This window comes from Stenotrophomonas sp., from assembly GCF_036662295.1.
GTDB lineage: Bacteria > Pseudomonadota > Gammaproteobacteria > Xanthomonadales > Xanthomonadaceae > Stenotrophomonas.
Genome location: NZ_JAVWXA010000117.1, coordinates 1 through 12,162 on the forward strand (window position 1 = coordinate 1; position 12,162 = coordinate 12,162).

At 69.5% G+C, this 12,162-nt stretch carries 10 protein-coding genes, 1 pseudogene and 1 riboswitch; of the genes and pseudogenes, 5 read left to right on the forward strand and 6 right to left on the reverse strand.

The window, feature by feature from the left end; genetic code table 11:
- Window positions 1-101 precede the first annotated feature (101 nt).
- Genes RSA25_RS16775 through RSA25_RS16785 form a run of 3 tightly spaced genes read right to left on the reverse strand, consistent with a single transcriptional unit; the run spans window position 102 to window position 3,441 of the window.
- On the reverse strand, window positions 102-1,178 hold the full coding sequence (locus RSA25_RS16775; RefSeq protein WP_332809982.1) for a homoserine dehydrogenase: 1,077 nt from the start codon (window positions 1,176-1,178) through the stop codon (window positions 102-104).
- Window positions 1,175-2,419 (reverse strand): O-succinylhomoserine (thiol)-lyase, encoded by a 1,245-nt coding sequence (locus tag RSA25_RS16780; protein ID WP_332809983.1) that lies wholly within the window; start codon window positions 2,417-2,419, stop codon window positions 1,175-1,177. Before RSA25_RS16780 ends, RSA25_RS16775 begins: the two co-directional genes overlap by 4 nt.
- Window positions 2,416-3,441, reverse strand: a complete 1,026-nt coding sequence (locus tag RSA25_RS16785; protein ID WP_332809984.1) for a homoserine O-succinyltransferase — start codon at window positions 3,439-3,441, stop codon at window positions 2,416-2,418. The genes RSA25_RS16780 and RSA25_RS16785 overlap by 4 nt, the downstream gene beginning before the upstream one ends.
- A gap of 78 nt (window positions 3,442-3,519) precedes the next feature.
- Window positions 3,520-3,638, reverse strand: a riboswitch (SAM riboswitch).
- A gap of 161 nt (window positions 3,639-3,799) precedes the next feature.
- Between RSA25_RS16785 and RSA25_RS16790 the strand changes: the two genes are divergently transcribed.
- The 4 genes from RSA25_RS16790 to RSA25_RS16805 all read left to right on the forward strand — a co-directional run bounded on the left by RSA25_RS16790 (window position 3,800) and on the right by RSA25_RS16805 (window position 9,661).
- Window positions 3,800-4,690 carry a M23 family metallopeptidase gene (locus RSA25_RS16790; protein WP_332809985.1) on the forward strand — a complete coding sequence of 297 codons (891 nt, stop codon included), beginning with the start codon at window positions 3,800-3,802 and terminating at the stop codon, window positions 4,688-4,690.
- Window positions 4,691-4,766: 76 nt separating this feature from the next.
- Window positions 4,767-6,371: a peptide chain release factor 3 gene (locus tag RSA25_RS16795; RefSeq protein ID WP_332809986.1), complete on the forward strand. Its 1,605-nt coding sequence runs from the start codon at window positions 4,767-4,769 to the stop codon at window positions 6,369-6,371.
- 84 nt (window positions 6,372-6,455) lie between these two features.
- The gene (locus RSA25_RS16800) at window positions 6,456-7,097 is read left to right on the forward strand and encodes a hemolysin III family protein (RefSeq protein ID WP_332809987.1); all 642 of its coding nucleotides are present in this window, start codon (window positions 6,456-6,458) and stop codon (window positions 7,095-7,097) included.
- A gap of 578 nt (window positions 7,098-7,675) precedes the next feature.
- Window positions 7,676-9,661, forward strand: coding sequence for an AsmA family protein (locus RSA25_RS16805; RefSeq protein ID WP_332809988.1), 1,986 nt, complete (start codon window positions 7,676-7,678; stop codon window positions 9,659-9,661).
- A gap of 95 nt (window positions 9,662-9,756) precedes the next feature.
- Here the strand turns inward: RSA25_RS16805 and RSA25_RS16810 are convergent, their stop codons facing one another.
- Genes RSA25_RS16810 through mtgA form a run of 3 tightly spaced genes read right to left on the reverse strand, consistent with a single transcriptional unit; the run spans window position 9,757 to window position 11,962 of the window.
- Window positions 9,757-10,188 (reverse strand): CBS domain-containing protein, encoded by a 432-nt coding sequence (locus tag RSA25_RS16810; protein ID WP_332809989.1) that lies wholly within the window; start codon window positions 10,186-10,188, stop codon window positions 9,757-9,759.
- Entirely contained in the window at window positions 10,148-11,167 is a 1,020-nt protein-coding gene (locus RSA25_RS16815) for a glycosyltransferase family 2 protein (RefSeq protein ID WP_332809990.1), read from the reverse strand. Before RSA25_RS16815 ends, RSA25_RS16810 begins: the two co-directional genes overlap by 41 nt.
- 45 nt (window positions 11,168-11,212) lie before the next feature.
- The gene (gene mtgA, locus RSA25_RS16820; protein WP_332809991.1) at window positions 11,213-11,962 is read right to left on the reverse strand and encodes a monofunctional biosynthetic peptidoglycan transglycosylase; all 750 of its coding nucleotides are present in this window, start codon (window positions 11,960-11,962) and stop codon (window positions 11,213-11,215) included.
- Window positions 11,963-12,039: 77 nt separating this feature from the next.
- Between mtgA and RSA25_RS16825 the strand changes: the two are divergent.
- Window positions 12,040-12,162 (forward strand): annotated as a pseudogene (locus RSA25_RS16825) (Hsp33 family molecular chaperone HslO); the annotation flags it as partial.

Sequence of the window (12,162 nt, forward strand, 5' to 3'; positions counted from 1 at the left end):
GCGCGCGGGGGGGGGGGGCTGGCGGCCTCCCCCGCCCGCCCGGGGCCCGCCACTACGGGGGGGCTTGAATTGCGCCGCGGGCAGCCGGCCAGCGGCCGGCACTACCGTTGCCGCGCGATGGCCAGCACGTCGTCCAGCAAGGCGGCGGCGGTCACGTCCGCGCCGGCGCCGGGGCCCTGGATCAGCAGCGGCTGGGCCAGGTAACGGTCGCTGTGGATGGCCACGCGGTTGTCGGTCTGCGCGCCGCCGGCCAGCGGATGGTCCAGTGGCAGGATGCGCAGCCCCACCGATGCACCGTGGTGGTCGAAGCCGCCGACGAATCGCAGGCAGCCGCCCTGGTCGCGCGCCTGCTGCCAACGCTGCTGCAGCGGCGCATCCAGTTGCGACAACGCGGCCAGCGCCTCGACCGGCGACAGCGCGGCCAGCGCGGCCGGCACCAGCGAGTCCACCTGCACCTGCCCGGCCCCCAGCGCGATGCCGCTGGCCCGCGCCAGGATCAGCAGCTTGCGGCGCACGTCCTCACCGGACAGATCCACGCGCGGGTCCGGCTCGGTGTAGCCGGCGGCCAGTGCGTCCCGCACATGCGTGGAGAACGCGCGCTGCCCGTCGTAGTGATGGAACAGCCAGGCCAGCGACCCGGACAGCACGCCTTCCACCCGATGGATGCGGTCGCCGCCAGCCACCAGCGCGCGCAGGCTGCTCAGCAGCGGCAGCCCGGCCCCGACCGTGGCGCTGTCGCCGTAATGCGCCGCACCGCCCTGGCCGCTGTCGGCGATGGCCTGCGCGCGCGCCAACTGGGCGCCCTGGCCCAGCTTGTTGGCGGTGACCACGTGCACGCCGCGCGCCAGCCACTGGGGGTGCCAGTGGGCCACCTCGTCGCTGGCGGTGGCGTCCACCACCACGTCGCCGCGCTGCAGGCCCTCGGCATCGGCCCACGGCTGCTGCGCCGGCACGCCGCGCGCGGCCAGGTTGGCCTGCAGCAGTTCAAGCGCCGGTGCCTGGGCGCAGGCGCGCGCGGTGCGCGAATTGGCCAGCCAGGCGAACGCCGGCAGCACCAGGCCCCGCGCCTGCAGGGCCTGGTAGCGGTGCACGAATGCGCTGCCCACCGTCCCCGTGCCCAACAGCGCCAGCCGCCGCTCGCCCGCGGCCAGCAACGGCAACGGCGCGACCGCGCTCATGCATCCACCTGTTTGCGCCGCGCCACAGTGGCCTGCAGGTCGATCACCGCCTGCGCGCGTTCCAGCCCGGCCTGCAGGTCGGCCACCAGGTCGGCGGCCGACTCGATGCCCACCGACAGGCGCAGCAGGCCCTCGCTGATGCCGGCATGCGCGCGCGCCTCCGGCGTCATCGCCGCATGGGTCATCGTGGCCGGGTGCGCGACCAGGCTTTCCACCCCGCCCAGCGATTCGGCCAGGGTGAAGCAGCGCAGGCCATCGACGAACGCCCGCACCGCCGCGTGCGGGTCATCGCCCGGGCAGGACGCCAGTTCGAAGGACAGCATCGCGCCGAAGCCGTCCTGCTGGCGCGCGGCGATGGCATGCCCGGGGTGGTCGGCCAGGCCCGGGTAATACACCTTGGCGACCGCATCGCTGGCCACCAGCAGGTCCACCACCTCGGCGGTGTTTTCCTGGTGCGCCCGCAGGCGCGCGCCCAGCGTGCGCAGGCCGCGCAGGGTCAGGAACGCATCGAACGGCGAGCCGGTCAGGCCCAGTGCGTTGGCCCACCACACCAGCTGCTCGTGCAGTGCCGGCTCGCGGGCGATCACCGCCCCGCCCACCACATCGCTGTGCCCGTTGATGTACTTGGTGGTGGAATGCAGCACCACGTCCGCACCGAAGGCGATCGGCTGCTGCAGCGCCGGCGACAGGAAGGTATTGTCCACCACCACCCGGGCGCCGGCCTTGTGCGCGGCATCGATGACAAAGCGCAGGTCGGTGATGCGCAGCAGCGGATTGGACGGGGTTTCGATCAACACCAGCGTCGGCGAACGGGCCAGCGCATCGGCCAGCGAGCGCGGGTCGGTGAGGTCGGCGGTGACCAGGCCGAAGTGGCCCTTTTTGGCCAGCGCGTTGAACAGGCGCCAGCTGCCGCCGTAGGCATCATGCGGCACCACCAGCGTATCGCCGGGCTGCAGCAGCGCGTTGAGCACCAGGTTGATCGCGCCCATGCCAGTGGAGGTGATCACCCCGCCCGCGCCGCCTTCCAGCTCGGCCAGCGCCTCGCCCAGCAGGTCGCGGGTGGGATTGCCGCTGCGGGTGTAGTCGTACTGGCGCTTGTTGCCAAAGCCGTCGAAGCTGAAATTGGAGGACAGCACGATCGGCGGGGTCACCGCGCCGTGGGCGGTATCGCGGTCGATGCCGGCACGCACGGCGGCGGTGACGCGGCTACAGGTCGGCTCGGCAGCAGTGGACTGGCTCATGCGGTTTCTCCCAGGGGACGGATGGCGTTGGCGAGGATCGCGTCGATGCGATCGGTTTCTTTGAGGAAGGCGTCATGCCCGTAGGGCGAGCGCAGCACGCGCAGGCTGCCGCGCGGGCCCAGCCCTTCGACCAGCCCGACGCAGTCGGCCAGCGGCACCAGGCGGTCGCCCTCCACGGCCACCACCACGGTCGGCACGTGCAGGTCGGTCGGGTCGATCCGATGCAGGTCGATCGATTCGGACAGGCGCAGATAGGCATCGACCGGCGTGCGCGCCACGTACTGCGCGCCCGCCGCGTCCAGGTAGTCCTCGGCGGCCACGCGCACGCGGCCGTTGACCAGCTCCGGCGGCGCATCGAAGCGCTCGCCGAATTCCTCCGGGGTGCGGTAGCTGAGCATCGCGAACTGGCGGGCCAGTGCCAGGCCAAGGTTGTCGGCGCACTGCAACTGGCCCAGCGCAACCGCGCGACGCTGCAGCGCGCGCCAGGCCGCCGCGTAGGGATGCGGCCGATGCGCGCCGCTCACCGCCACCAGCGTGCGCAGGCGCTGGCGATGGCGGATCGCGAACTGCTGGCCCACCAGCGCGCCGTAGGAATAGCCCACCAGGCAATGCAACTGCGCGATGCCCAGGTGGTCCAGCAGCAGGGCCAGCGCATCGGCCTGGTCGGCGGTGTCGATCGGCACGTCCAGCGCGCCGTCGGCACCGATGAAGTCGAAGGCCAGGATGCGCCGCGATGCCGGGTCCAGCGTGCGACCGGCCGCGACCAGGTCCTCGGCCCAGCCCTTCTCCGGGAACGCCGCGTTGGCGGCCACGTGGCGGTGCGCGGAGATGCCGCCGGCCAGCACCACCACCGGCGCATCGGCCCGGCCCACCAGCTCATAGCGCAGGCGCACCGGGCGCGGCCCGGCGTGGCGCATGTTGACCACTGCGGCGATCTCACCGCGCACCGCGTGCGTGCCGGCATCCAGCGGGACGCTGGCCGGGGTGAAGGAACGGGAGGCGGCGGCAGTGGCAAAACCCATGGCGGTATCCAAAGTAGGAAAACGGCCATCGAGCTTTCGCGGAGCTCGCGTTCGAAGCGCACGCACGGTGCACGGTTCGAACCATCTTTCGGAAGACGCCACGGTCTCCGCAGGATTTGGCACCTACGCAGTCGCTTTCGCGCCTGCGGGCTGCCCCGGCTTCAAAGGGCCTGTCCCTCTGCCGGTCTCGATGGTGGAGCCACGATGCCAGCCCCATCCGGTCATGTCAATCCCTTCATCGGCATGAAGAGATATATATTTCGTTCATGCACGCCGTTCCGCCCGCCCCACCCGCCTGCAGGCTTTCCTGAATGAACGCGGTTGCGTACAGTCGCGCCACCGTCATCGGAGGCCTGCCATGCGTCGTACGTTGCTGCTGACCCTGCTGTTCGCCCCGTTGGCCGCCCAGGCCGGCGCCGCCGCCAACGCCCCGGACTGGCGCGGCGGCTGGGGGCTGGTCGAACAGGCCGACGCGCGCCCCCGACCGGGGCTGGATGCCGGCATCGCCACGGTCCGCCTGGAGGGCGGCGGCAGCCGCTGGCAGGCGCGCGTGGACAACCACCTGCCCGGGCCGGTCCAGGTGGCGCTGCGCCAGCCGCCCGGCGCGGCGACGCTGCCGGGCCTGCCGCTGCAGTCGGTGCTGGCCGGTTCGGCCAGCGTGGTGGTCAGCCAACTGCAGCTGCCGGCCGAGGGGGCGCGCCTGGACCTGCTGCTGGAGGCCGTGCCCGGCGACCCGGCCGCCCAGCCCCAGGACGTGCCCTACCGCCTGCCTTTCGACGCCAAGCGGTTCCAGGTGACCCAGGCGCCGCAGGGGCGCTTCAGCCATACCGACGCGGAAAACCGCGATGCCATCGATTTCGCCCTGGCCGAAGGCACTCCTGTGTTGGCCGCACGCGCGGGCCGGGTGATGCAGGTGCAGGGCAATTTCCATGAGAACGGCCGCGATCCGGTCCGCGATCGCGCGCGCGCCAACTTCATCCGCATCCTGCACGAGGACGGCAGCATGGCCGTCTACGCCCACCTGCAGGCCAATGGCGTGCTGGTGCGCAGCGGCCAGCGGGTGGAGGCCGGCCAGCGCATCGGCCTGTCCGGCAACACCGGCTACAGCACCGCCCCGCACCTGCACTTCGTGGTCCAGGCCAATCGCGGCATGCAGCTGCGTTCACTGCCGGTGCGGATCGTGGCCCCGCAGGGCGAGCTGCACTTCGCCCGCGAGGACCCTGCCGGCGGCACGCCCGGGGCTCCCTGACCCCGGCTGTGGCCGCCCGCGGCTATACTGAGCGGCTCATCTCCATGAAAAGCGCCCCGGGCGGGCGCCCCTGCCCATGTCCGAAGTCGCAACCGAAGCTGCGCGCCGCCGCACCTTTGCCATCATTTCCCATCCTGACGCCGGCAAGACCACGCTGACCGAAAAGCTGCTGCTGTTCGGCGGCGCGATCCAGATGGCCGGCTCGGTCAAGGGCCGCAAGGCGGCCCGCCACGCCACCTCCGACTGGATGGCGCTGGAAAAGGAACGCGGCATCTCCGTCACCTCCTCGGTGATGCAGTTCCCGTACGAAGGCAAGATCGTCAACCTGCTCGACACCCCCGGCCACGCCGACTTCGGCGAGGACACCTACCGCGTGCTCACCGCGGTGGACTCGGCGCTGATGGTGATCGACGTGGCCAAGGGCGTGGAAGAGCGCACCATCAAGCTGATGGAAGTGTGCCGCCTGCGCGACACCCCGATCATGACCTTCATCAACAAGCTCGACCGCGAGGGCAAGGAGCCGATCGACCTGCTGGACGAGGTGGAAAGCGTGCTGGGCATCCAGTGCGCCCCGGTCACCTGGCCGATCGGCATGGGCCAGCGCCTGAAGGGCGTGGTCCACCTGATCAGCGGCGAAGTGCACCTGTACGAACAGGGCCGCAACTTCACCCGCCAGGACTCGACCATCTTCCCCTCGATCTTCTCGCCCGGCCTGGCCGAGAAGATCGGCGAGCGCATGCTGGCCGACCTTCGCGACGAACTGGAGCTGGTGCAGGGCGCCAGCCACCCGTTCGACGTGGCGGCCTACCTGGCCGGCAAGCAGACTCCGGTGTTCTTCGGCTCGGGCGTGAACAACTTTGGCGTGCAGCCGCTGCTGGACTTCTTCGTCGAGCACGCGCCGTCGCCGCAGGCGCGCGCCACCACCGGCCGGGTGATCGCGCCGGAAGAGAACAAGCTGACCGGCTTCGTGTTCAAGATCCAGGCCAACATGGACCCCCAGCACCGCGACCGCGTGGCGTTCATGCGGGTGTGCTCGGGCCGCTTCGTGGCGGGCATGAAGACCTTCCACGTGCGCAGCGGCAAGGAAATGAAGCTGGCCAACGCGCTCACCTTCATGGCCAGCGACCGTGAAATCGCCGCCGAAGCGTGGCCCGGCGATGTCATCGGCATCCACAACCACGGCACCATCTCCATCGGCGACACCTTCACCGAGGGCGAGGCGGTCAGCTTCACCGGCATCCCCAACTTCGCCCCGGAACTGTTCCGCCGCGCGCGCCTGCGCGATCCGCTCAAGCTCAAGCAGCTGCAGAAGGGCCTGGCCCAGCTGTCGGAGGAAGGGGCGACCCAGTTCTTCCGCCCGCTGATGAGCAACGACCTGATCCTGGGCGCGGTGGGCGTGCTGCAGTTCGACGTGGCCGCCTACCGGCTGAAGGACGAGTACGGCGTGGAAGCAACCTTCGAGCCGGTCAGCGTGACCACCGCGCGCTGGGTCACCTGCAGCAACGAGAAGAAGCTGGAGGAATTCCGCGAAAAGAACGCCAGCAACCTGGGCATCGACGCGGCCGGGCAGCTGGTCTACCTGGCCCCGACGCGGGTCAACCTGCAGCTGGCGCAGGAGCGCGCGCCGGACGTGCGCTTTGCGGCCACGCGCGAGGCGGCACACAGCATCTCGGTGGCGTAAGCGGGGATCTGAACAGGCGCGCGTGCATGCGCGCGCCATCGCGGCGATGATAGGGGGGAGCGGGTCCCCCTCCCCGCACCGTCGATGGCCATGACCACAGTTGCTTCGGTACGAGAAGAAATCGCCAGCGCCCTGACCCACGGTCTGGGCGCGGTAGCGGCGCTGGCCGCCAGTGCGGTGTTGATCACCCTGGCGGCGATCTACGGCGATGGCTGGCAGCTGGCCAGTGCGATCGTGTTCGGGGTCGCGTTGCTGCTGCTGTACACGGCCTCCACGCTGTACCACGCGATCCAGCACCCGGTGGCCAAGGGCCGGCTGAAGGTGTTCGACCACTGCGCGATCTACCTGCTGATCGCCGGCACGTACACCCCGTTCACGCTGATCGGCCTGCGCGGCGGTCCGTGGGGCTGGGGCATGTTCACCGCGATCTGGGCGCTGGCACTGGCCGGGGTGGTGTTCAAGCTGTTCTACACGGGCCGCTTCAAGCTGCTGTCCACGATCATCTACATCGCAATGGGCTGGATGGTCGTGGTGGCGATCAAGCCGATGTGGGCCTCGATCGACGGCTGGACCCTGGGCTGGCTGCTGGCCGGCGGCCTGTCCTACACGCTGGGCACCTACTTCTACCACCGCGAATCGATCCGCTACTCGCACGCGATCTGGCACCTGTTCGTCATCGGCGGCAGCGTCTGTCATTTCGTTGCGGTCACTGCGCAGATTCTTTAAGAGCGCGAGCAAGGGCGAGAGCTAGAGCTAGAACAGAGGCCAAACCGCGAGCCAGAGCCTGCGCCTGCGCGTCTATCGGCTGGGGGGCGCACGGAAACGGCGATGGGTTTCAGTGCTGTCGGAGGGATCGAGGCAATACGCTTGATCCTCCGTACCCCCTCTCCCCAATCCCCATTTCCCCATTTCCCCATTTCCACATTGCCAACAAAGCAATGTTGGTGGGAGGGGGGTGGAGGAAAGGAGGAAAAGGCTCTTCGTTCCACCCGCCTTTCCCCTGCCCACCGGCCCATTGTCCAGGCGGGGCGTGGGTGGGTTGGCGGGACCGGTCATACGCCATGGATGGCGTATGACGAGCTTACATGGACGTACTTGCAGCGTGTCCCGCCAACCCACCCACGCCCTGCCCTCCCGGGCCACCAGCAGCCAAGGCCGTTGAATTTGAAGTTGCCCTTGCACTTGCCGTTGCCGTTGCCGTTGCCGTTGCCGTTGCCGTTGCCGTCAAGCTTCTAAACAAAAACCCCCACCCTGACACCATCCTTACCAATGCTTCGCACCCCCTGCACGATGAACAGGGAAGGATGGAGCGCGTGAACACCGCCGACTCCCCCGCTCCTCCTCCCCGCGCCCGCCGATGGCAATGGCGGCGGCCCGGCAAGCGCGGCCAGCGCGTCCTTGCCGTTCTCGTCTTCCTGCTCGCCGCCGTCCTCCTGCTCATCGCACTCTGGGACTGGAACTGGTTCAAGGGCCCCGTCGAACGCGCCGTCCAGGCCAAGACCGGCCGCGCCTTCCATATCAACGGCGACCTCGACGTCGACCTCGGCCGCACCACCACCATCCGCGCCGACCGCCTTACCTTCGCCAATGCCGAGTGGGCCAAGACCCCACAGATGGCCAGTGCCGACCGCGCCGAAATCGCCATCCGCGTCTGGCCCCTCCTGCGCGGCCAGGTCCATATCCCCGAAGTTCGCCTCACCCGGCCCGACCTCCTGCTCGAAACCGGTCCCGGCAAGGACACCCCCGGCAACTGGGACTTCCTCGGCCCCTCCACCGGCAACCCACCCCAATTGCAGCGCCTGCTCATCGACGACGGCCGCCTGCAGTTCCTCGACGCCGCCGGCCGCACCGACGTGCTGGTCGCCCTCAACAGCGGCAAGCCGCGCACCGCCGACAGCGCCCCGCCGCTGCTGGTCAAGGGCAAGGGCCGCTGGAAGGGCAATGCCTTCTCGCTGGACGGCAACACCGAATCGCCGCTGGAACTCACCAACAGCGACCACCCCTTCCGCATCCACCTGGACGGTCGCGCCGGCGGCACCCATGCCATCGCCAGCGGCACCCTCACCAATCCCTTCGCCCTGCGCGTGTTCAACCTGCAGCTGATGCTCAGCGGCCAGGACATGGAAGACCTGTTCCCGCTGATCGGCGTGGCCATGCCGTCCACCCCGCCTTACCGCCTCAACGGCCGGCTCAAGCGCGACAACGACATCTGGCGCTACGAGGACTTCACCGGCACCGCCGGCGACAGCGACCTGGCCGGCACCGCGCAGATCGACGTCGGCGGCGATCGTCCGTTCCTCAAGGCCGACCTGGTGTCCAAGCGCCTGGACTTCGACGACCTGGCCGGCTTCATCGGCGCGCCGCCGCGCACCGGGGCCGGCGAAACCGCCAACGCCGAGCAGAAGGCCCAGGCCGCCGCGCTGGCCGCGCGCGCCAAGGTGCTGCCCGATACGCCCTACAACCTGACCAAGCTGCGCGCCATGGATGCCGACGTGCGCTGGAAGGCGCATCGCATCAATGCCCCGTCGCTGCCGCTGGACGACATGGATGCCCACCTCAAGCTCGACGCCGGCCTGCTGCGGCTGGAGCCGCTCAACTTCGGCGTGGCTGGGGGCGATATCCGCAGCACCGTCCGCATGGATGCGCGCAAGGACACCATCTCCACCCAGTTGAAGGCCTCGCTGCGCAAGATCCAGCTGGGCAGGCTCATGCCCGATTCCAAGCTTGCCGAACAGGCCGCCGGCGGCATCAGCGGCGATGTGGACCTGGCCGGCAGCGGCAACTCGGTGGCGGCCATGCTTGGCAGTTCCGACGGCAATGTCGCGCTGGGCATCGGCCGCGGCCACGTCGGCAACCTGGTGATGGAACTGGCCGGGCTGGACGTGGCCGAATCGCTGAAGTTCCTGTTCACCGGCGACAAGCAGATTCCGCTGCGCTGCGCGTTCGGCGATTTTGGCGTGGACAACGGCGTGATGACCTCGCGTGCGCTCGCCTTCGACACCACCGATACCCTCATCGTGGGCAGCGGCACCGTGGACCTCAAGCAGGAACAGCTGGACCTGCTGCTGCGCCCGCGCCCGAAGGACATCAGCATCCTCGCGCTGCGCTCGCCGCTGCGCATCGGCGGCAGCTTCAAGGATCCCTCCTTCCGCCCGGACTTCAAGGCACTGGGCCTCCGCGGCGCGATCGCCGTGACCCTGGGCACCATCACCCCGCCGGCCGCGCTGCTGGCCACCCTCGAGACCGGCCCGGGCAAGGACAGCAACTGCGGCGGCCGCTACGCCCGGTAGGTGTCCACCGTCGGTCGGTACACATGCAACCGGCCGTGCAGCGTCCCGACCGGGTGCCAACCCACGGCCGGCACCCAGCGCTCAGGGCAGGTCGCTCAACCGGCCACGATGTACTGCTGCAACTGATCCAGTTTCTGCGCCTGCTCGTCGATCACGGCCTTGACCAGGTCGCCGATCGAGATCACCCCGACCACACTGCCGGCGTCCACCACCGGCAGATGCCGGATGCGGTAGTCGGTCACCAGCTGCAGGCAGTGTTCCACCTGCTCGGCCATGGCCACGGTCACTACCTTGGCGGTCATGATCTCGCGCACCTGCGTGGTCTGCGATGCGCGTTCGTGCAGCACGATCTTGCGCGCGTAATCGCGCTCGGACAGGATGCCGACCAGTTGCCGGCCCTCCATCACCAGCACCGCGCCGATGCCCTTGTCGGCCATCAGCCGGATCGCGTCGATCACCGCCGCGTCCGGGGCGACCGCGAAAACCTCAGGGGACTTGCCTTCCAACAGCTGTCGTACCGTGGTCATCTCGCTGCTCTCCACCGATGGGATGCAGGCCCGAGTCTGCCACGAACGGCGCATGCCAGGTGTCAACCAGGTACAGCGGGCGCTGCTTGGATTCCTCATACAGCCGGCCCAGGTATTCACCGATCAGGCCCAGCGCGATCAGCTGCACCCCGCCCAGGAACAGGATGGCGGCCATCATCGTCGGCCACCCGGCCACCCGGTCCCCGTACAGGGCGGCCTTGCCGATCACCCACAGCGCGAACACGAACGCCGCGCCGGCCGCGGCCAGCCCCAGGTAGGTGGTCACCCGCAGCGGCGCGGTCGAAAAACCGGTGATGCCCTCCAGCGCGAAATTCCACAGCCGCCAGAGCCCGAACTTGCTCTCGCCCACCAGCCGCGCGTGGCGGTGGTAGGGCAACGCGGTGCGCCGGAACCCGACCCAGCCAAACAGGCCCTTCATGAACCGGTGGCGTTCGCGCAGCTGGCCCATCGCCTGCAGCGCGCGCGGCGACAGCAGGCGGAAATCGCCGGTATCGGCCGGAATCGGGGTCTTGGACAGGCGCCCGATCACCCGATAGAACAACGCCGCCGTGCCGCGCTTGAGCCAGTTCTCGCCATCGCGCTCCAGGCGCGTGCCGTACACGTTGTCATAGCCCTGGCGCCACAGCGCCACGAACTCGGGAATCAGCTCCGGCGGATCCTGGCCATCGGCATCGAGGATCATCGCCGCACCCTCGTCGATGAAGTCCAGCCCGGCCGTCAATGCCGCTTCCTTGCCGAAGTTGCGCGACAGGCGCAGCACGCCCACGCTCGGGTCGGCGGCGGCCAGCGCCTGCATCACCGCATGGGTGCCATCGGTGCTGCCGTCATCCACGTACAGCACCCGCGCCTGCAGGTCGTCCAGCCCGTCCAGCGCCGCGCGCAGCCGCGGGTGCAGCATCGGCAGCACCAGGGCTTCGTTGTGGGCGGCGATGACCACGGTCAGGCGTTGGGATGTCATGGCCGCGATTGTAGCTGCGCCATCACCGCCATGAACGCGCCGTGCTCAGTCCTCGCCCAGGTAGGCGTTGCCGCCGAGCTGCCGCGCCTGCCGCTGGATCCACGCCGCGCGCCGCTGCACATAGGGGCCGGGCCGGGCCGCGTTGTAACGCCGCGGGGCCGGCAACACCGCCGCCAGCCGCGCGCTCTCGGCCGGGCTCAACCGCGCCGCGTCCTTGCCCCAGTACTGCTGGGCGGCGGCCTGCGCGCCGTACACCCCGTCACCGAACTCGGCGATGTTGGCGTACATCTCCAGGATCCGCGCCTTCGGCCAGAACGCCTCGATCAGCACCGTGTACCAGACCTCCAGGCCCTTGCGCACCCAGCTGCGGCCCTGCCAGAGGAACAGGTTCTTGGCCACCTGCTGGCTGATCGTGCTGGCCCCGCGCAGGCGCCCACCGCGCGCGTTGTGGTCGCGCGCCTTTTCAATGGCCTGCAGGTCGAACCCACTATGGTCAGGGAAGCGCTGGTCCTCCGCGGCCACCAGCGAAATGGGCAGGCTCGGCGCCATCTGGTCAAGGTCCCGCCACTGATAGTGCAGCCGGTAGGACCAGTCGCCTTCACCCAGTGCCTCGCCGAAACGCCAGACCATCACCGTGGACAGCGGCGGATCGATGAAACGCAGCACCAGCACCTGCAGGCAGCTGAAGGCCACGAACAGCACCGGCAGCCACAGCAGCCGCTTCCAGCGCCAGCGCCGACGCGGCGCCGTGTCGGCGGCGGCCACTACCTTGTCCTGCTCTCCCCCTGCCCCCATTACTGGTGCATCCTTCTTATGCCTGGTTGTCGGCGCATTATCCGGCAACCGTCCCTGTTTCCGCGCGATGTGAGCCGATGACCGCCCAATCCGATTCCCTGATCCGTTTCCTGCTTCCCGACGCCGGCGTGCGCGGTGTCCACGTGCGCCTGCAGGCCACCTGGCAGGACATCCAGTCCCACGGCGAGTATCCGCACAGT

Coding starts and splice junctions, on each gene's coding strand:
- RSA25_RS16775 (WP_332809982.1), bottom strand. CDS start 1,178: ATGAGCGCGGTCGCGCCGTTGCCGTTGCTGGCCGCGGGCGAGCGGCGG.
- RSA25_RS16780 (WP_332809983.1), bottom strand. CDS start 2,419: ATGAGCCAGTCCACTGCTGCCGAGCCGACCTGTAGCCGCGTCACCGCC.
- RSA25_RS16785 (WP_332809984.1), bottom strand. CDS start 3,441: ATGGGTTTTGCCACTGCCGCCGCCTCCCGTTCCTTCACCCCGGCCAGC.
- RSA25_RS16790 (WP_332809985.1), top strand. CDS start 3,800: ATGCGTCGTACGTTGCTGCTGACCCTGCTGTTCGCCCCGTTGGCCGCC.
- RSA25_RS16795 (WP_332809986.1), top strand. CDS start 4,767: ATGTCCGAAGTCGCAACCGAAGCTGCGCGCCGCCGCACCTTTGCCATC.
- RSA25_RS16800 (WP_332809987.1), top strand. CDS start 6,456: ATGGCCATGACCACAGTTGCTTCGGTACGAGAAGAAATCGCCAGCGCC.
- RSA25_RS16805 (WP_332809988.1), top strand. CDS start 7,676: ATGGAGCGCGTGAACACCGCCGACTCCCCCGCTCCTCCTCCCCGCGCC.
- RSA25_RS16810 (WP_332809989.1), bottom strand. CDS start 10,188: ATGACCACGGTACGACAGCTGTTGGAAGGCAAGTCCCCTGAGGTTTTC.
- RSA25_RS16815 (WP_332809990.1), bottom strand. CDS start 11,167: ATGACATCCCAACGCCTGACCGTGGTCATCGCCGCCCACAACGAAGCC.
- mtgA (WP_332809991.1), bottom strand. CDS start 11,962: ATGGGGGCAGGGGGAGAGCAGGACAAGGTAGTGGCCGCCGCCGACACG.